Source organism: Streptomyces guryensis (assembly GCF_021261325.1).
In the GTDB taxonomy this organism is placed as follows: domain Bacteria; phylum Actinomycetota; class Actinomycetes; order Streptomycetales; family Streptomycetaceae; genus Streptomyces; species Streptomyces guryensis.
Map to the genome: position 1 here is coordinate 228,826 of NZ_JAJSBI010000014.1, position 21,410 is coordinate 250,235.

Genomic DNA, 21,410 nt, shown 5'->3' on the forward strand with positions numbered 1-21,410 from the left:
CCTCGGTCAGTCGTTCTTCAGATGGGTGAGAGCGTCGGTCAGCTCCTCGTGCAGGGGCTTCAACGTGGAAGCTACGAAGAGCTGCTTCATCAACGAGCGTTGGATCTTGCCGCTGGTGGTCTTGCGAACGCGGCCCGGTCCGACGAACACGACGCTGGGCAGGGGGATGCTGAACTCGCGCACGAGGGTCCGCTGAATCTGCCGTGCCAATGCACGGAAGTCGTCTTCGACCAGGCCGCGTGGTTTGATCTCCTGGACCACCACGACCGAGCCCTCGGGCGCGTCCAGCGTGAGGACCGCCCCGGCGCCGGTGGCCAGCCGTGGATCGACCGCGCGGACAGCCCGCTCGAGGTCGTGCGGATAGAGGTTGCGTCCACGGATGATCAGTACTTCCTTGAGACGACCGGTGACATAAAGCTCGCCCTCGTAGATCACGCCGAGATCCCCGGTGCGGAAAAAGCCTGCCTCGCCACCGACGCTCTGATTGAATACCTCAGCGTTCAAGTCGGCCTGGCCCCAGTACCCCTGGGCCACGCTCTCACCGCGTACCCAGACCTCACCGACCTTCCCGTCCGGTACCGCCGCACGTGTCTCGGTGTCCACGATCCGCACCCGTGACCGATCCACCGTTCCACTGCCGACGAGCTCGCGCCGCCCTGCCCCGAGATCCGTAGGAACGAACTCTCCTCGGGCCAGCAACTCGGCGTCGACCGTTGTGATCACCGGTCTGCGGTCGGCACGTGTCCCGGTGACCAGCAGGGTCGCCTCGGCCAGGCCGTAGCACGGCAGGAACGTCTCGGGTTTGAAGCCGACCGGCCCGAATTTCTCTTCGAACTTGGCCAGGGACTGGGCTTGTACCGGTTCGGCCCCGTTGAAGGTCACCCGCCAGCCTGACAGGTCAAGTCCGCGCGCCTTCTCCTCTGAGACGGTTCGCACGCACAGGTCGTAGGCAAAATTCGGTGCCACGGTGAAGTCGACGTTCAGCTCGTTGAGGAGCTCAAGCCAGCGGTAGGGGCGCCGAAGAAACTCGGTCGGCGAGGTGAGCACGCTGCAACCGCCGAGGTAGAGCATCCACAGCACCTGCCCGATCAGCCCCATGTCGTGGATGACCGGCAGCCAGCCGAAGGAACGACTGTGCGGTCCGCCATCTGCGCACTCACTGATCAGCTTCATGTTGCTCAGTAGGTTCCGGTGCGTGATCATGACCCCTTTGGGGTCGCTGGTTGAGCCGGAGGTGTACTGCAGCAACGCCAGCGTGTCCGGCGTCAGATCGGGCATGGTCAGGCTTGCAGCGAGGGCGGAATCCATGGTGCGGACCGCACCACAGGGCAGTGCAGTCCCGAGCTGGTCGGCAAGCCAGCGCTCAAGCTTCGCAGCGCCGCTCGCATCGGAGAGAGCGATGGCAGTCTGGGCGTCTCGGACGATCTTGCTTACTCGGTCCTCTGATGAGCTGAAGCCTTCGGGCATGGGCGCCGGCACGGCGACCATGCCCGCATAGAGGCAGCCAAGGAAGCCGACGATGAAGTCCAGGCCCGGCGGGAAACACAGCAGTACCCGGTCGCCTGATGCGGCCCCATGCTTGGTGAGCCAGCCGGCCACGATGCGCGCCTGTGTGTCCAGTTCGCGGAACGAGAGTGAGTCGTTGATCTGGCCGTCACTCATGTCCCGGATGTAGGCGAAAGCCTCCCGATCGCCGTGGGTGTCGGCCTGTTGCTGTACGACGTCCACGAATGTGCTGGCGAGCCGCGCTTCCAACTTTGCCTCCAAGCCTTCCCCCGGTGTTGGGTGGCGTTGCTAACGGATGATCGAGAGTAATTGGCCGTGCTTAAGCGGCACTTAAGCGGGATGGAGTATTCGCAGCACCTGTGGATCCGGTGACCGAGGGGTTAACTGTGGGTAGCGGGCTGAGGTGTGCGCCTCGGCGCTCCGCCGCAGTCGGTGGGCGGGCCGCTACCTCTACCCGGTGCCCTCACCAGGCGACGGGATGACCAGGCCTCCGCTGGAGACCTCACCAGACCAGCGAATTGATGGTGCGTAATGCCTCGGGGGAGCGTATCCGACGGGTGAGGTCTTCGCTGCCGCCGGGGTCACCGCGCATCCTCAATCGCACTCGGTCTCGCCACGCTCCGTGACGGCACGATCAGTGGGATCGATAGGTGGGTCCTGCATACATGTAATGGTCACAAACCCGGACGCATCGAAGAGGTTTTGCGTTTTTTTTACAAGGATGAAGTGGGACATTTGTATCGAGAAAGCGGTTGACGGGGTGCAGTGCAAGTGTTTGGATGGCATGCGTCAAGTGATCGCTGCGACTGACCGAATGCCAGCGGACATGACGAACTGCACGGGGGATGTGTATTTGCTGTGTCTTTGTATGTCGGATTCTCTCTGACTTCACTCGCGCCTTCATGGCGAAGGGCTCCTTCCTGTACGAGCCCTCACGCAGGTACGTGAACTCATACCCGCTCTCTGCCCACTCGAAAATGCTGGATCGACAGGGCAGGTTCTGAGGCATGGGTGATGCTGCGTTGTGCATCTTCCTGATACAGGTGTCGAACCATGCCCTTAAGTCATGGTCCAAATTGGCGCGTTAGCGCTCTCTTCGTCCAATAGCCGCGTTATGACTGTGAGGTATCCCCGATGTCGAACCCCTTTGAGCAGGAAGACGGAAAGTATGTCGTGCTGAGCAACCAGGCTGGACAGCACTCGCTGTGGCCTAGCTTTGCCGAGGTGCCGGCTGGCTGGGTGGTCGCCCATGGTGAGAACTCTCGACAGAGCTGCCTCGATTATGTCGAGCGCAACTGGACTGAGATGAAGCCTCTCACTCCTGCTGAGTGAGCCCTTCCCCTGTAGCCGTTCCTCATGTCGAATGAGTTTCGGTAGTCCGTCCCATCATCGGTCACACAGCACGTTTCTTTCTGGCATCCGACTCTGACCACCTCGGGCTGTGGGCTGCCCCGGCATGTGCCGCCCTGCGGTAGACGGTGACCCGGACGTTGCATCATCTAGCTAGCCCAGCCAGCGAGGCTTCTTGTGTAGCCGGTCTCTGAGCCAGCCTTGTCTCTATCAAGGTCTTTGGTGTGTTCTGGCGCAGGGCGATTGCGTCCTGGGAGTCTCGCCGTCCGATGCTTCAGTGATCGCAGGGCGGCAATGTAATGGCGCATGGCGCGCGGTAGGTATGACCCGCCACATCAACGACGCGGGTCAGGCGAGGGTTTTTCTGCAGGTGCCAGCGCTGGGTGGGCTTGAAAGAGGCCCATCAGTATCTAAATGTCTGCTAGAGAGACGAAGCACATGATGGGAACCGAAGTGACCGAAGCCTCGAGAGCTTCCCTGCCACTGCTTGCTGCGCAGATGGGCGTGTGGGTGGCTCAGAAGCTGGAACCGGCAAGCCTCATGTTCAATGTCAATCAATACGCTGACATTGAGGGCTCCCTGGACGTGGACGTTTTCGAAGCTGCGCTTCGCCAGGTGCTGGCCGAGACTGAGGCACTGCGGATCAAGATCGTGGAACAGAAGGGCGAGGTTGGACAGGAGGTGACCTCGGGTTCCGACTGGACCCTGACTTACCTCGACCTCGCTGGCGAAGCGGATCCTCCCGGGAAGGCGCAGCAGTGGATGCGCGCCGAAATGACGCGTTCCTTCGATCTGACCACTGGACCGCTGTTCACATGGGCCTTGCTCAAGATCTCAGACCGTCGGTACTTCTGGTATCAGCGCTGCCACCACATTGTGATGGACGGCTACAGCTGTGGACTGGTGGCCCAGCGGGTAGCTGAGGTCTACACCGCGCTGACCCGCTCCGAACCCTGCCGAGAGACCAGGTTCAAGTCGCTCACTCGGTTGCTGGACGAGGAGCGCGAGTATCGCAGTTCGCCGCAGCTTGAGCACGATCGTGCTTTCTGGTCCCGCCAACCCGCTGCCGACGCTGCGCCGCTCCTGCCCGCCGGCCGCTCCGCAGCGCCCGCTGACGTTCCCCTCCGGGAAACGGCGTGCTTGGCCAAGGAGACCGTCACCGACATCTGCACCGCGGCTGGACTTGGCCAATCGGCTTGGCCCGGTGCCGTGCTGGCCCTCAGCGGCGCCTACTTCGCCAAGCTCACAGGCCAAGATGCCGTCACGCTGGAGTTGCCGGTGACTTCCCGGGCGACTGCGGTCCAGCGATACACCCCCAGTATGCTGTCCAACATTTTGCCCTTGACCGTTCGGGTGCGCCCTGGAGTCGGCATCGCCGAGGTATTGGCCGATGTCTCCAGCTCAGTTCGCGGCCTGCTGCAGCGACAGCGCTACCGGCAGGAGGATCTGCACAGTGACCTTGGTCGTGCAGGCGGGCAGCGCACGTTCGGCCCGACGATCAACATCATGTCATTCAACTATGACCTTGACTTTGCCGGACAACGCGCGGTGGCGCACCCCCTGACCAACGGCCCGGTCGGGGATCTGGCGATCACGGTCACTCAGGACGCCAATCCACACATGTTGCGCGTCGATTTCGACGCCAACCCTGCTTTGTATACGCGCGAAGAACTCTCTGCACACCTGGCCCGGTTCCAGCGGCTTGTCGAGGCGGTGCGGGTGGATCCGGATCGGCCGGTGAGCGGGGTGGAGGTCCTGGACGAGGCCGAGCGGCGGCTGGTGCTCGAGCAGTGGAATGACACGCGCCATACGGTTCCTGATGGTGTGCTGCCGGTTCTGTTCGAGGAGCAGGTGGAGCGGTCGCCGGAGGCGACTGCGGTGGTGTTCGAGGGTGTGGAGCTGTCGTATGGCGAGCTGAACGCGCGGGTGAACCGGCTCGCGCGGCTGCTGGTGGAACAGGGTGCGGGTCCGGAGCGGTTTGTGGCGGTGGCGTTGCCGCGGTCGCTGGAGCTGGTCGTCGCGCTGTTGGCGGTGCTCAAGTCGGGGGCCGCGTATGTGCCGGTCGATCCGGACTATCCTGCGGAGCGGATCGCGTTCATGCTGAAGGACGCCGCCCCCATTCTGGTGCTGACCACCAGTGGGACCAGGATCGAGACAGCGGCACCCGTCCTGCTGCTCGACGAGCCGGGGACCGCCGCGGCCCTGGCGGTCCACTCGGATACCGATGTGACAGACGCGGACCGGATCGCCGTGCTCACCGCCCGGCACCCGGTGTACGTCATCTACACCTCGGGTTCCACCGGCGCCCCCAAGGGCGTCGTCGTCACCCACGCCGGCCTCACCAATCAGCTCTGCTGGCTCGCCGCGGCGACCGAGCTGACCTCGCAGGATGTGGTGCTCGCCCGCACCCCGGTCAGCTTCGACGCGGCCGGCGGAGAGCTGTGGGCGCCGTTGGTCTCCGGGGCGGCCGTGGCCATGGCGTCGGCTGAGGCGACCCGCGACCCCGAGCAGCTGCTCGCGTTCATCGGGCGCCAGGGCGTCACGGTGGCTCAGTTCGTGCCGTCCCTGCTGGCCGCGATGCCGCTGGACGAGCGGGGCCGAGGCATCCGGGCGCTCCTCTCGGGCGGTGAGGCACTCCCGGCGGCGCTGGCCAGGGAAGCCGCCGCGGCCTGGGACGCAAGCGTGATCAATCTGTATGGTCCGACCGAGGCCACCATCCAGGCGACGGCTGGACGGTTGGACGGCCTTGGCGGCGACGCCGCGACCGTCCCGATCGGCCGTCCGGTGTGGAACACCCGGGTCTATGTCCTGGACGGATTGCTCCGTCCGGTGCCGGACGGCGTTGCCGGTGAGGTCTACATCGCGGGCGACCAGCTCGCCCGCGGTTACCTCAACCGCCCCGCCCTGACTGCGGAGCGCTTTGTCGCCGACCCCTTTGGACCGGTCGGCGGCAGGCTCTACCGGACCGGCGACGTGGCGCGCCGTGCGGCGGCGGGGCAGCTGGAGTACGTCGGTCGTGTGGATGACCAGGTGAAGGTGCGTGGTTTCCGGATCGAGCTGGGTGAGATCGAGTCCGTGCTGACGGGTCATCCGGCCGTCACCCAGGCCACGGTGATCGTGCGGGAGGACCGCCCCGGCGACAAGCGCCTGGTCGGATACGTCGTCTCCACCGCCGACCCGCTGACACTGCGAACGCACGTGGCGAAGGTGCTACCCGAGTACATGGTCCCATCGGTGATCGTGCCGCTGGACGCACTTCCCTTGACGCCGAACGGGAAGCTGGATCGGCGGGCCCTGCCGGCACCGGAGTTCACCGCGAGCGCGGAAGGCCGCGCACCGCGCACCCCGCAGGAAGAGATCCTCTGCCAGATATTCGCGGAAGTGCTCGGCGTCGAGCAGGTCAGCATCGACGACAATTTCTTCGAGCTGGGCGGCGACAGCATTCTGGCGCTCCAGGTGGTGGGCCGAGCGCAGCAGGCCGGTCTGGGCATTACGCCAAAAGATGTGTTCCAGCTGAGAAGTGTTCATGGTCTGGCATCTGTAGTGACGGTCCTCACCGATGAGGTCTCGGAAGACCCGGATGCAGGGATCGGCGAGCTGCCGCCCACCCCGATGATGCGTTGGCTGTTCGACAAGAACGGACCGATCGACCACTTCCACCAGGCGATGGTGGTCCGGACCCCGGCAGGTCTCACGGTTGATGATGTCCGAGCCGGGTTGGGTGCCGTCGTGGAGCGCCATGACATGCTGCGGCTGCGTACCGTATACGGAGCGGCCGATGCAACGCCGACGCTCGAGGTGCAGCAGCGCGACGCGGTCGATTCTGGTGCCCGGGTTTCCCGGATAGATGTTTGCGGGCTGTCAGAAGAAGAAGTACACGAGCTGACCCGTACCGAACTCGCCGCCGCTGCAGAGCGGTTGGCGCCCGACGTCGGCGTCGCATTCACGGTCACCTGGTTCGATGCCGGACCAACTGAGCATGGCCGACTTCTGTGGGTCATTCACCACCTGGCCGTTGACGGGGTTTCCTGGCGGATCCTGGTATCAGACCTGGCGGCCGCGTGTGCCGCAGCCGCAACTGGTGTGACGCCCTCGCTGAGCGTAACGGGTACGCCCTTCCGTACCTGGGCGACGCAGTTGCAGCAGCTTGCCATGGACCCGAAGCGCGTGGCCAACCTTCCCACCTGGACCGCGGCCCTCGAGGCCGATGACCAGAGTCTGGGGCCGGTTGCGCTCGACCCCGCTCGGGACACCGAGTCGACGCTTCGGAGCGTCACGCTTTCTCTGCCCGAGGCGCAGACTGCTGCTCTCTTGACGACAGTGCCGTCGGCGTTCCACGCCACCGTTCAGGATGCGCTCCTGGCCGGACTGGCCCTCGCGGTGGCGGACTGGCGTAGGCGCCGCAATTTCGGCCAGAGCACGGCTGTGCTGCTGAATGTGGAAGGGCACGGCCGCGAGAGCCTGGCCGAGCCGGTCGACCTGTCCGGAACCGTGGGGTGGTTCACCAGCCTCTATCCGATGCTGTTGGACCCCGGCGAGGTCGACTGGCCGGACATCTGGGCCGGCGGGGAGGATCTGGGCCGCGCCTTCAAGTGCGTCAAGGAACAGGTACGCGAATTCTCCGCGAACGGCACAGAATTCGGCCTGCTGCGATATCTCAACACAGAGACCGGAGCCGAGCTGGCTGCCCTGCCGACGCCCCAGATCGGCTTCAACTACCTGGGCCGGTTCGACGTCTCCTCGGCCCCGGACGGTGGTGACTGGGGGGCAGTACCGGAGTTCGGACTTGTCGGCGGCGGTGACGCCTCGATGGCTGTGACTCACGCGATCGAGATCAACTCCGTCACGGAGAATCATGCCGACGGCGCACGCCTCACGGTCCGTTGGACCTGGCCGCAGGCACTGTTCTCAGACGCGACCGTGCGCGACTTGGCCGAAACCTGGTTCCGAGTGCTCGACGCGCTTGCCGCACACGGGCATCGCCCCGACGCGGGCGGCCACACACCGTCTGACCTTTCCCTGGTGGATCTGAGCCAGAGCGAAATCGACGCTTTTGAAAGTGAACTTGACTCTGAGTGGGGGACCTGGTGACTGGCCGGCCGCGTATTCAAGACATTCTGCCTCTGACGCCGTTCCAGGAGGGCCTGCTCTTCCACTCTCTTTTCGACCTCGCAGAGACGGACGTGTACACGGCCCAGTGGGCGTTCGATCTGAAGGGCGCGCTGGACCCGGCTACCCTGCGGGCTGCGGCAGAGGCGCTGCTCCGGCGGCACCCCAACCTGCGTGCCTCGTTCCGCCAGAGGAAGACCGGCGAACCCGTCCAGGTGATCCCGACCGAGGTGCCGCTCCCATGGCGGGAGATCGACCTCAGCGCACAGGACCGGGCACATGCGGAACGTGAAGCGGCCCGGCTGCTGATCGAGGACCGGGTGAGCCGCTTCGACCTGGCCCGGCCGCCCTTGCTTCGGTTCACCCTGATCCGTATCTCACCGGACTTGCACCGCCTGGTCTTGACCAACCATCACCTCATCCTCGACGGATGGTCAATGCCGCTGTTCATGCGGGAGTTCTTCACTCTGTACATGAACCGGTGTGACGAATCGTTTCTTCCGCATGTGACGCCGTATCGCGACTTTCTGTCCTACCTCGCGCGTCAGGATGACGAGGCCGGGCGCAAGGCGTGGAGCGCGGAGCTCGCCGGCTTGGATGGGGCGACCCTGGTGGCCCAGGGTGAGACCCACCAGGCCTCAGTGGTGCCTGAGCGAGTCCCGGTCGAATTGTCGGCTGAGGAGACTGCTGCCTTGACCCAGCAGGTACGCACCCGCGGCCTGACCCTGAATACCGCGATCCAAGGGGCCTGGGGGATCATCCTCAGTCAGCTCACCGGACGTGACGACGTCACCTTCGGCGCCACGGTCTCCGGCCGTTCCCCCGAACTGACCGGCTCCGCCTCGATGATTGGCATGCTGATCAACACGGTCCCGGTACGCATGCGGGTCGTGCCCTCCGAGTCACTCCTGGCCGGGCTGCAGCACCTGCAGGACAGCCAGGCGCAGCTGATCCAGCACCACCACCTCGGCCTGTCGGAACTGCACCGCATGGCCGGGACGAACGAGCTGTTCGACACGTGTGTCGTCTTCGAAAACTATCCTGTGGACCCGCAATCCCTCGACTTGACGAGCGTCGGGCTGCAGGTGGTGTCTGTCGAGGTCAAGGATGCCGCACATTATCCGCTTCGGCTGGTCGTAGCTCCCGGAGAACGTCTCCGGCTGTGGCTGGACTACCGCCCTGACCTGTTCGACCAGGCGAGCGTCGAACGGATCATGCGCCGGCTGCTGCGTCTGCTCGATGCAGTACGGGTGGATCCTGACCGGCTGATGGGCCGGGTGGAGACCTTGGACGAGGCCGAGCGGCATCTGGTGCTCGAGCAGTGGAACGACACCGCTGCCGTCGTTCCTGACCGCACGTTGCCCGCGTTGTTCGAGGAGCAGGTGGAGCGGTCGCCGGAGGCGACTGCGGTGGTGTTCGAGGGTGTGGAGCTGTCGTATGGCGAGCTGAACGCGCGGGTGAACCGCCTCGCGCGGCTGCTGGTGGAACAGGGTGCGGGTCCGGAGCGGTTTGTGGCGGTGGCGTTGCCGCGGTCGCTGGACCTGGTCGTCGCGCTGCTGGCGGTGCTCAAGTCGGGGGCCGCGTATGTGCCGGTCGATCCGGACTATCCCGCGGACCGGATCGCGTTCATACTGCAGGACACCGCCCCGATGTGCGTGATCACCGCAGAGGACAGCGGGGTCACGCTGCCGGTCGGCACCGTCCGGTTCGTCCTCGACGCTCCGGTGGTAGTGGACCGGCAGGCCGTTCTCAGCCCCGAGAACCTTTCCGATGCGGAGCGGCTAGCTCCGCTGGAGGCGTCGGCTCCGGCGTATGTGATTTACACGTCGGGTTCGACGGGCCGGCCGAAGGGCGTGGTGATCGAACACCGCGGAATTGTGAACCGGTTGCTGTGGATGCAGGACCGGTTCGCCCTGGCGGCTGATGACCGGGTGCTGCAAAAGACCCCGTCGGGCTTCGACGTGTCGGTGTGGGAGTTCTTCTGGCCTCTGATCACGGGTGCGGGGCTGGTGGTGGCGCGGCCCGGTGGTCACCAGGATCCGGCTTATCTGGCCCGGCTGATCGTGCAGGAGCGGGTCACGACGGTGCATTTCGTGCCGTCGATGCTGCAGGTGTTCCTGCAGGAGTCCGCGGCCGGGCAGTGCGGTGGGCTGCGGCGCGTGGTGTGCAGTGGTGAGGCGCTGCCGCCGGAGGTGGTCGATCGCTTCCACCAGGTGCTGGAAGTGCCGCTGTTCAACCTGTACGGGCCGACGGAAGCGTCGGTGGACGTCTCCTGGTGGCAGTGCCAGACCCCGGCCGGCACGAGCGTGCCGATCGGGCGGCCGGTGTGGAACACGCAGCTGTACGTCCTGGACGCCGGCCTGTCCCCGGTACCGGTCGGTGTGGCCGGTGAGTTGTACATCGCTGGTGTGCAGCTGGCCCGCGGCTACCACCACCGGCCTGGCCTGACTGCCGAGCGCTTCGTCGCCGACCCCTTCGGGACGCCGGGCTCGCGCATGTACCGCACCGGAGACCTGGTGCGGTGGAACGCGGCCGGTGAGATCGAATACCTCGGCCGCATCGACGACCAGGTCAAGGTGCGAGGCTTCCGCATCGAGCTCGGCGAGATCGAATCCGTCCTCGCTGGGTACCCGGACGTCGCCCAGGCCGCGGTGGTCGTCCGCGAGGACCGGCCCGGCGACAAGCGCCTCGTCGGATACGCCGTCCCCACCGCCGGTGCAGCGCTCGACCCGCAGGCCCTGCGCGCCCATGCGGCGAAGGCGGTACCGGACTATATGGTCCCCTCCGCAGTTCTCGTTCTTGACGCGCTGCCGTTGACGCCGAACGGGAAGCTGGACCGGCGGGCTCTGCCCGCGCCCGAATTCACCGCTGACAGCACCGGCCGTGCACCACGTACCCCACAGGAGAAGCAGCTGTGTGAGCTGTTTGCGGAAGTGCTGGGTGTCGACGAGGTCAGCATCGATGACAACTTCTTTGAGTTGGGTGGGCATTCGCTGCTGGCGACGCGTCTGGTCAGCCGTGTCCGGTCGGTGCTGGGTGTGGAGCTGGGCATTCGTGTGTTGTTCGAGGCTCCGTCGGTGGCGGGGTTGGTGGAGCGGCTTGCGGGTGCTGGTGTGGGGCGTGCGGTGTTGCGGGCGGTGGAGCGTCCGGAGCGGGTGCCGGTGTCGTTTGCCCAGCGGCGGTTGTGGTTCTTGAACCGGTTGGAGGGGCCGAGCGCGACGTACAACATTCCGCTGGTGGTACGGCTGCGGGGTGAGCTGGATGTTGCCGCGTTGAACGCGGCGTTCACCGATGTGGTGGGCCGGCATGAGAGTCTGCGGACGGTGTTCGCGGAGGTGGACGGTCAGCCGTATCAGCGGATCCTGCCGGTGGAGGAGGTGGCGCCGGCGCTGGTGGTGCGGGAGAGCTCCGCGGAGAGGCTGGCCGCTGATGTCGCGGATGCCTCGGCGTACGTGTTCGACCTGGAGTCCGAGATTCCGGTACGGGTGTGTGCCTTCCGAGTAGCCGTGGATGAGTGGGTGTTGGTCGCGGTGGTGCATCACATCGCGGGTGACGGTTGGTCGTTGGGGCCGTTGGCGCGGGACCTCGCGGCGGCGTACGGGGCGCGGTGTGCGGGTGCGGTTCCGCAGTGGGAGCCGCTGCCGGTGCAGTACGCGGACTACACCTTGTGGCAGCGTGGGTTGCTGGGTGACGAGGGCGACGCGGGGCAGGTGGAGTTCTGGCGGGGTGAACTCGCCGGTGCCCCAGAGGAGTTGGCGCTGCCGTTCGACCGCCCGCGTCCAGCGGTGGCCTCTCATACGGGTGGCGTGGTCGAGCTTGAGCTTGATGCCGCGGTGCACCGGAACGTGGTGGGTCTTGCGCGTGAGCGTGGGGCGAGTGTGTTCATGGTGGTGCAGGCGGCGGTGGCGGGTCTGTTGTCCCGGCTGGGGGCGGGTACGGACATTCCGATCGGCTCTCCGGTGGCGGGTCGTCTGGATGAAGCGCTGGATGACCTGGTCGGGTTCTTCGTGAACACGCTGGTGTTGCGGGCGGATGTGTCAGGCGATCCCTCGTTCGCGGACCTGGTGGAGCGGGTTCGGGAGACCGATCTCAGGGCGTTCGGGGCGCAGGATGTGCCCTTTGAGCGTCTGGTGGAGGTGTTGAATCCGGTTCGCTCGATGGGCCGACACCCGCTGTTCCAGGTGGCGTTGGCGTTCCAGAACGCGCCGGTGTCAGATCTGGTGATGCCGGGCCTGAACGTCACGGTCGAACCCGGCAGCACGCAGGCGGCGAAGTTCGACCTGTCCTTCAACCTCACCGAGACGTTCACCGGCGAAGGCGAACCGGCCGGGATCACGGGTGGAATCGAGTTCGCGACGGACCTGTTCGACCGGTCAACGATCGAGCGGATGGCCGGCTGGCTGATCCGGTTCCTGGAGCAGGTGCTGGCGGCCCCGGAGCGGCCGGTCAGCCGGGCACGCATCCTCGACGACACTGAACTGAGGCAGGTGCTCCAGGACTGGAACAACACGGGCCGGGAGGTCCCCGGCGGAGTGCTGCCGGTGCTGTTCGAGGGGCAGGTCGCCCGGACGCCGGATGCCACGGCGCTGGTCTTCGAGAGTGTGTCGCTGTCGTATCGCGGGTTGAATGAGCGGGCGAACCGGTTGGCCCGGCTGTTGGTCGAACAGGGCGCGGGCCCGGAGCGGTTTGTCGCGGTCGCTCTGCCTCGTTCCCTCGACCTGGTCATCGCGCTGCTGGCAGTGCTGAAGACAGGCGCGGCGTATGTGCCCATCGACCCGGACTACCCGGCCGACCGGATCGCCCATATCCTCGACGACGCCCACCCCATGTGTGTGATCACGGTCGGGGACAGCGGGGTCGAGCTGCCGGCCGGCACCACCCGGATCCTGCTGGATGATTCCGAGACGGTGGCTCGGCTGACCGTCCTGAGCCAGGAGAACCTGACCGACGGGGAGCGTCTGAGTTCGTTGGGTGCGGCGTGCCCGGCGTATGTGATCTTCACGTCGGGTTCGACGGGGCGGCCGAAGGGCGTGGTGGTCGAGCACCGGTCGGTGGTGAATCTGCTGGCGTGGGCAGATCGCAGGTTCGACTTTGGGCAGTTGTCCCGGGTGCTGGCCTCCACGTCGCTGAACTTCGACGTTTCCGTGTTCGAGATCTTCGGCCCGCTGGTGGCCGGCGGCAGCATCGAGGTCGTACGGGACCTGCTGTCCCTGGCCGATCTCGAGCCAGGTGCGCTGGCCGGGAGCCTGGTCAGCGGTGTGCCCTCGGCCTTCTCTCATCTGCTGGCCGGCACCCTGGGCGATGCCCGTCCGCGGGCGGTGGCCCTGGCCGGTGAGGCCCTGGCCGCGCACACGGTCCGTGACATCCAGGCAGCGATGCCCGGGGCCCGGGTGGCGAACATCTACGGCCCGACCGAAGCGACCGTCTACACCACGTACTGGCACTCCGGTGCCGACACCGGCATCGACACCACCCCGCCGATCGGCCGTCCGATCGACAACGTCTCCACCTACGTCCTCGACGCCGGCCTGTGCCCGGTGCCGGTGGGCGTGGCCGGTGAGCTGTACATCGCCGGTGAAGGTCTGGCACGGGGTTACCTCAACCGTCCGGGTCTGACCGCGGAACGCTTCGTCGCCGACCCCTTCGGGGCGCCCGGCTCGCGCATGTACCGCACCGGAGACCTGGTGCGGTGGAACGCGAGCGGGGAGATCGAGTACCTCGGTCGCATCGACGACCAGGTCAAGGTGCGCGGTTTCCGGATCGAGCTGGGCGAGATCGAGTCCGTCCTCGCCGCCCATCCGGACGTCGCGCAGATTGCGGTGGTCGTGCGCGAGGACCGGCCCGGTGACAAGCGGCTGGTCGGCTACGTGGTCCTCGCGGCCGGTGCGGTGGTTGAACCGCAGGCGTTGCGTGGACATGTGGCGAAGGCGGTGCCGGAGTACATGGTGCCCTCGGCAGTGATGGTGCTGGATGCGTTGCCGTTGACGCCGAACGGGAAGCTGGACCGACGGGCCCTGCCCGCAGTCGAGTTCGCCGTTGATGGCGCGGGTCGTGGTCCGCGTACGCCGCAGGAGGAGGTCCTGTGCCAGGTGTTCGCGGAGGTCCTGGGCGTTGAGCGGGTGTCCATCGATGACAACTTCTTTGAGTTGGGTGGGCATTCGCTGCTGGCGACGCGTCTGGTCAGCCGTGTCCGGTCGGTGCTGGGTGTGGAGCTGGGCATTCGTGTGTTGTTCGAGGCTCCGTCGGTGGCGGGGTTGGTGGAGCGGCTTGCGGGTGCTGGTGTGGGGCGTGCGGTGTTGCGGGCGGTGGAGCGTCCGGAGCGGGTGCCGGTGTCGTTCGCCCAGCGGCGGTTGTGGTTCTTGAACCGGTTGGAGGGGCCGAGCGCGACGTACAACATTCCGCTGGTGGTACGGCTGCGGGGTGAGCTGGATCTGAAGGCGCTGGAACTGGCGTTGACGGATGTGGTGGGCCGGCACGAGAGCCTGCGGACGGTGTTCGTCGAGGTGGACGGTCAGCCGTACCAGCGGATCCTGTCGCTGGCGGAGGCGGCGCCGGCGCTGGTGGTGCGGGAGAGCGACCGTGAGCGGATCTCGGCTGACATCGCGGACGTCTCGGCGTACGCGTTCGACCTGAGCTCTGAGATTCCGGTACGGGTGTGGGCCTTCCGAGTAGCCGTGGACGAGTGGGTGTTGGCCGCGGTGGTGCATCACATCGCGGGTGACGGTTGGTCCTTGGGCCCGTTGGCGCGGGATCTCGCGGCGGCGTACGGGGCGCGGTGTGCGGGTGCGGTTCCGCAGTGGGAGCCGCTGCCGGTGCAGTACGCGGACTACACCCTGTGGCAGCGCGAGCTGCTAGGTGACGAGGGTGATGCGAACCAGGTGGAGTTCTGGCGAGATGAACTCGCCAGTGTTCCCGAACAGCTGGCGCTCCCGTTCGATCGCCCGCGTCCACTGCTCGCGTCGTATCAGGGCGATGTCGTCGACTTTGAGCTTGATGCCCAGGTGCACCGGAACGTGATGCGTCTTGCGCGTGAGCGTGGGGCGAGTGTGTTCATGGTGGTGCAGGCGGCGGTGGCGGGTCTGTTGTCCCGGCTGGGGGCGGGTACGGACATTCCGATCGGCTCTCCGGTGGCGGGTCGTCTGGACGAGGCGCTGGACGATCTGGTCGGGTTCTTCGTGAACACGTTGGTGTTGCGGGCGGACGTATCCGGTGATCCGTCGTTCGCGGAACTGGTCGCACGAGTCCGGGAGACCGACCTCAGGGCGTTCGGGGCGCAGGATGTGCCGTTCGAGCGTCTGGTGGAGGTGTTGAATCCGGTTCGCTCGATGGGCCGTCATCCGTTGTTCCAGGTGGCGTTGGCGTTCCAGAACGCGCCGGTGTCGGATCTGGTGATGCCGGGCCTGGACGTCACGGTCGAACCCGGCAGGACGCAGGTGGCGAAGTTCGACCTCTCCTTCAATCTCGCCGAGGTGTTCACCGAGGAGGGCGAGCCGGCGGGTATCCGGGGCGGCATCGAGTTCGCGACGGATCTGTTCGACCGGTCGACGGTTGAGCGGATGGCGGGCTGGCTGGCGCGGTTCCTGGAGGAGGTCCTCGCAGCCCCCGAGCAGCCTGTTGGCCGGGCACGCATCCTCGACGACGCCGAGCTGGGTCGGGTCCTGATGGACTGGAACGACACCGCTGCCGTGGTGCCTGACCGTACGTTGCCCGCGTTGTTCGAGGAGCAGGTCGCACGTACTCCGGATGCCACCGCAGTGGTCTTCGAAGGCGTCGAGTTGTCGTATGGCGAGCTGAACGCGCGGGCGAACCGTTTGGCCCGGTTGTTGGTTGAGCGGGGCGCGGGGCCGGAGCGATTCGTGGCTGTCGCGCTGCCACGGTCGCTGGATCTGGTCGTGGCATTGCTCGCGGTGCTGAAGACGGGTGCGGCGTACGTGCCTGTCGACCCGGACTATCCGGCCGACCGCATCGCCTACATCCTCGATGACGCTGCCCCGATGTGTGTGGTCACGAAGGAGATGCTGGCCGAGACCGCACAGGCCGTCGTCGATGAACACGATCTGCCGGTTGTCGTGGATCCGGGTTCGCCTGCGTATGTGATTTACACGTCGGGTTCGACGGGTCGGCCGAAGGGTGTGGTGGTCGAGCATCGAGGCATCGTGAACCGGTTGTTGTGGATGCAGGACCGGTTCGAGCTGGCCGGGGACGACCGGGTGTTGCAGAAGACGCCGTCGGGATTCGACGTGTCGGTGTGGGAGTTCTTCTGGCCGCTGCTGACCGGCGCGGCGTTGGTCGTGGCCCGGCCCGGTGGGCATCGGGATCCGGAATATCTGGCGTCGCTGATCGCCCAGGAGCGGGTGACGACGGTGCACTTCGTGCCGTCCATGCTCCAGGTCTTCCTCCAGGAGCCTGCTGCGGCGCGGTGCGGCGGTGTGCTTCGACGGGTGGTGTGCAGTGGTGAGGCGCTGCCGCCGGAGGTGGTCGACCGGTTCCGGCAGGTGCTGGATGTCCCGTTGTTCAACCTCTACGGGCCGACCGAGGCGTCGGTCGACGTGTCATGGTGGAATTGCTCGGCGCCGGCGGGTACGACCGTGCCGATCGGGCGGCCGGTGTGGAACACGCAGCTGTACGTCCTCGACGCCGGCCTGTCCCCGGTACCGGTCGGTGTGGCCGGTGAGTTGTACATCGCCGGTGTGCAGCTGGCCCGCGGCTACCACCACCGGCCCGGTTTGACGGCGGAACGGTTCGTCGCCGACCCCTACGGGGCACCCGGCACACGCATGTACCGGACCGGGGACCTCGTCCGCTGGAACACCGACGGTGAGATCGAATACCTCGGCCGTACCGACGACCAGGTCAAGATCCGAGGCTTCCGCATCGAACTCGGCGAGATCGAAACCGTCCTCGCCACACACCCTCACGTCACCCAGGCCACCGTCATCGTCCGCGACGAGCGCCTCGTGGGATACGTCGTTCTTGCCGACGGCGTGATGCTCGACCCGCAGGTTCTGCGTGCCCATGTGGCCGCTGCGGTCCCGGAGTACATGGTTCCGTCAGCCATCCTCATCCTCGACGCGCTGCCGTTGACGCCGAACGGAAAGCTGGACCGACGGGCCCTGCCCGCAGTCGAGTTCGCCCCTGATGGCGCGGGTCGTGGTCCGCGTACACCGCAGGAGGAGGTCCTGTGCCAGGTGTTCGCGGAGATTCTGGGCGTTGAGCGGGTGTCCATCGATGACAACTTCTTTGAGTTGGGTGGGCATTCGCTGCTGGCGACGCGTCTGGTCAGCCGTGTCCGGTCGGTGCTGGGTGTGGAGCTGGGCATACGTGTGTTGTTCGAGGCGCCGACGGTCGCGGGGTTGGTGGAGCGACTCCCGGGCGCTGATGCGGGGCGTGCGGTGTTGCGAGCTGCGGAGCGTCCCGAGCGGATGCCGGTGTCGTTCGCCCAGCGGCGGCTGTGGTTCCTGAACCGCCTGGAGGGGCCGAACGCGACCTACCACATTCCGCTGGTGGTACGGCTGCGGGGTGAGCTGGATGCTGCCGCGTTGAACGCGGCGTTCACCGACGTGGTGGGCCGGCACGAGAGCCTGCGGACGGTGTTCGCGGAGGTGGACGGTCAGCCGTACCAGCGGATCCTGTCGCTGGCGGAGGCGGCGCCGGCGCTGGTGGTGCGGGAGAGCGACCGTGAGCGGATCTCGGCTGACATCGCGGACGTCTCGGCGTACGCGTTCGACCTGAGCTCTGAGATTCCGGTGCGCGCGTGGGCCTTCCAAGTGGCCTTGGACGAGTGGGTGTTTGTCGCGGTGGTACATCACATCGCGGGTGACGGTTGGTCGTTGGGGCCGTTGGCGCGGGACCTTGCGATGGCGTACGGGGCGCGGTGTGCGGGTGCGGTTCCGCAGTGGGAGCCGCTGCCGGTGCAGTACGCGGACTACACCCTGTGGCAGCGTGAACTGTTGGGCGACGAGGGCGACGCGGGTCAGGTCGAGTTCTGGCGAGGTGAACTGGCCGGTGCTCCTGAGGAGTTGGAGCTCCCGTTCGATCGCCCGCGTCCACTCGTGACCTCCCACCAAGGTGATGTTGTCGAGGTGGCGCTTGAGGCGGAGTTGCACCGCCGTGTGGTGGGTCTTGCGCGTGAGCGTGGGGCGAGTGTGTTCATGGTGGTGCAGGCGGCGGTGGCGGGTCTGTTGTCCCGGCTGGGGGCGGGTACGGACATTCCGATCGGCTCTCCGGTGGCGGGTCGTCTGGACGAGGCGCTGGACGATCTGGTCGGGTTCTTCGTGAACACGTTGGTGTTGCGGGCGGACGTATCCGGTGATCCGTCGTTCGCGGACCTGGTCGCACGAGTCCGGGAGACCGACCTCAGGGCCTTCGCGGCGCAGGATGTGCCGTTCGAGCGTCTGGTGGAGGTGTTGAATCCGGTTCGCTCGATGGGCCGTCATCCGTTGTTCCAGGTGGCGTTGGCGTTCCAGAACGCGCCGGTGTCGGATCTGGTGATGCCGGGCCTGGACGTTGAAGTCGCGCCGGTCGGGACGCAGGTGGCGAAGTTCGACCTGTCCTTCAATCTCGCCGAGGTGTTCACCGATGAGGGTGAGCCGGCGGGTATCCGGGGTGGCATCGAGTTCGCGACGGATCTGTTCGACCGGTCGACGGTTGAGCGGATGGCGGGCTGGCTGGCGCGGTTCCTGGAGGAGGTCCTCGCAGCTCCCGAGCAGCCTGTTGGCCGGGCACGCATCCTCGACGACGCCGAGCTGGGTCGGGTCCTGATGGACTGGAACGACACCGCTGCCGTGGTGCCTGACCGTACGTTGCCCGCGTTGTTCGAGGAGGAGGTCGCACGTACTCCGGATGCCACCGCAGTGGTCTTCGAAGGCGTCGAGTTGTCGTATGGCGAGCTGAACGCGCGGGCGAACCGTTTGGCCCGGTTGTTGGTTGAGCGGGGCGCGGGGCCGGAGCGATTCGTGGCGGTCGCGCTGCCACGGTCGCTGGATCTGGTCGTGGCGTTGCTGGCGGTGCTCAAGTCGGGGGCCGCGTATGTGCCGGTCGATCCGGAGTATCCCGCGGACCGGGTCGCGTTCATGCTGGAGGACGCCGCTCCCATTGTGGTGCTGACTACCAGTGGGAGCGGGATCGGGTCGGCGGCGCCGGTCCTGTTGCTCGATGAGCCGGGGACTGCTGCGGCGCTGGCGGTTCGTTCGGATACCGATGTGACGGACGCGGACCGGATCGCGGTGCTCACTTCGCGGCATCCGGTGTATGCCATCTATACCTCGGGTTCCACCGGTGTCCCCAAGGGTGTTGTTGTCACCCACGCCGGGCTCGTCAACCAGTTGTGCTGGCTGGCCGCAGAGGCCGGGCTGGCGTCGCGGGACGTGGTGCTCGCCCGTACCTCGGTCAGTTTTGACGCGGCCGGTGGTGAGTTGTGGGCGCCGTTGGTCTGCGGGGCGGCTGTGGCGGTGGCGTCGGCGGAGGTGACGCGCGACCCCGAGCGGCTGCTCGCGTTCATCGGGCGGCAGGGCGTGACGGTGGCTCAGTTCGTGCCGTCGCTGCTGGCTGCGATGCCGTTGGACGGGCGGGGGCGGGGTATCCGGGTGCTCCTGTCGGGTGGTGAGGCACTTCCGGGGGCGCTGGCCAGGGAGGTGGCTGCGGCCTGGGACGCGAGTGTGATCAATGTGTATGGTCCGACGGAGGCCACGATCCAGGCGATGGCTGGTCGGCTGGAGGGTCTTGGTGACGGGGCCGCGAGTGTGCCGATCGGTCGTCCGGTGTGGAATTCCCGGGTCTATGTTCTGGACGGGTTGCTTCGTCCGGTGCCGGATGGCGTTGCTGGTGAGGTTTACATCGCGGGCGACCAGCTCGCCCGTGGCTATCTCAACCGTCCTGCCCTGACGGCTGAGCGTTTTGTCGCTGACCCCTTTGGGCCGGTCGGTGGGCGGCTGTACCGGACCGGTGACGTGGCGCGTCGTACGGCGGGCGGGTTGCTGGAGTACGTGGGTCGTGTGGATGACCAGGTGAAGGTGCGTGGTTTCCGGATCGAGCTGGGTGAGGTCGAGTCGGTCCTCGCCTCGCACCCCGACGTCGCTCAGGCCGCGGTGATCGTGCGCGAGGATCGCCCTGGCGACAAGCGGTTGGTCGGGTACGTCGTCTCCACCGCCGACCCGCTGACATTGCGGGCGCATGTCGCGAAGGTGCTGCCCGAGTACATGGTTCCGTCGGTGATCGTGCCGTTGGATGCCCTGCCGTTGACGCCGAACGGGAAGCTGGACCGACGGGCCCTGCCGGCACCGGAGTTCACCGCTGCCGGGGAGGGCCGTGCTCCGCGTACCCCGCAGGAGGAGGTCCTGTCCCAGGTATTCGCGGAAGTGCTCGGCGTCGAGCAGGTCAGCATCGACGACAACTTTTTCGAGCTCGGTGGGCATTCGCTGCTGGCGGTGTCTTTGGTGGAGCGGCTTCGTGAGCGTGGGCTGTCGGTGCCGGTGCGGTCGTTGTTCGTGACGCCGACGGTGGCCGGGCTCGCGGCCGGTCTCGGGACCACGGGCAACGGCGTGGTGGTCCCGGCGAACCGGATTGTCGAGGGTGTTGAGGTGATCACGCCGGAGATGGTGCCGTTGGCGGGGCTGTCGCAGGAGGAGATCAACCGGATCGTGGCCCGGGTACAGGGCGGCGTTGCCAATGTGGCGGACATCTATCGGCTGGCGCCGTTGCAGGAGGGCATTCTCTTCCATCACCTGATGGGTGCCTCGTCGGGTGAGGACGCGTATGTCCTGCCGATGGTGCTCGGGTTCGATTCCCGGGCTCGGCTGGACGCGTTCGTCGCCGTGCTCCAGAAGGTGGTGGACCGGCACGACATCCTTCGTACGGCTGTGCTGTGGGAGGGACTGCGCGAGCCGGTCCAGGTGGTCCACAAGCGCGTCGAGATCCCGGTCCACGAGCTGACGTATGACACCGATGTGGAGGGCCTGTTGGCGTCCGCCTCGGTCATGGACATCACCGCAGCGCCGCTGGTCCGGGTCACCACGGCGGGTTCGCAGCGGCCGGTGGCGCTGGTCCAGGTGCATCACCTGATCCAGGACCACACGGCGGTGGACGTCCTCTTCGCCGAGGTCCAGGCTTTCCTGCAGGGCCGTGAGGCGGAGCTGCCGCCGCCGCTGCCGTTCCGGGAGTTCGTCGCACAGGCCAGGTTGGGCATCCCGAGGACTGAGTATGAGGCGTTCTTCGCCGGTCAGCTCGGCGACGTCACCGAACCCACCGCGCCCTTCGGCGTCATGGACGTCCGTGGCGACGGCACGGAGATCACCGAGGCCCGTAAACCCCTCGACGCGGCTACTGCCAGAGCCGTACGCGAGATGGCGCGGCGCTTGGGTGTGAGTGCGGCGACGGTGTTGCATGTGATGTTCGCGCGGGTGGTCGCCTCGGCGTCGGGTCGTGAGGATGTCGTCTTCGGTACGGTG

General features: G+C 66.5%; 4 protein-coding genes. 3 read left to right on the top strand and 1 reads right to left on the bottom strand.

Translation table 11 applies throughout. The features are described 5' to 3' along the window. Positions 1-6 precede the first annotated feature (6 nt). Complete coding sequence (locus LJ657_RS27170) at positions 7-1,755, bottom strand: fatty acyl-AMP ligase (protein ID WP_232651373.1); 1,749 nt, start codon at positions 1,753-1,755, stop codon at positions 7-9. 885 nt (positions 1,756-2,640) lie between these two features. On the opposite strand from LJ657_RS27170, the gene LJ657_RS27175 reads away from it, so the two are divergent. The 3 genes from LJ657_RS27175 to LJ657_RS27185 form a co-directional block, all read left to right on the top strand. Next, positions 2,641-2,838 (top strand): MbtH family protein, encoded by a 198-nt coding sequence (locus tag LJ657_RS27175; RefSeq protein ID WP_232651374.1) that lies wholly within the window; start codon positions 2,641-2,643, stop codon positions 2,836-2,838. Between the two features lie 456 nt (positions 2,839-3,294). Then, positions 3,295-7,947, top strand: a complete 4,653-nt coding sequence (locus LJ657_RS27180) for a non-ribosomal peptide synthetase (RefSeq protein WP_232651375.1) — start codon at positions 3,295-3,297, stop codon at positions 7,945-7,947. Continuing rightward, positions 7,932-21,410 (top strand): non-ribosomal peptide synthetase (locus LJ657_RS27185; protein WP_232651376.1); only part of this gene is annotated, 13,479 nt, incomplete at its 3' end. The genes LJ657_RS27180 and LJ657_RS27185, both read left to right, overlap by 16 nt.

Bases quoted from the DNA above. Each gene is read 5' to 3' on its own strand.
- LJ657_RS27175 (WP_232651374.1), top strand. From the start codon at position 2,641: ATGTCGAACCCCTTTGAGCAGGAAGACGGAAAGTATGTCGTGCTGAGC.
- LJ657_RS27180 (WP_232651375.1), top strand. From the start codon at position 3,295: ATGATGGGAACCGAAGTGACCGAAGCCTCGAGAGCTTCCCTGCCACTG.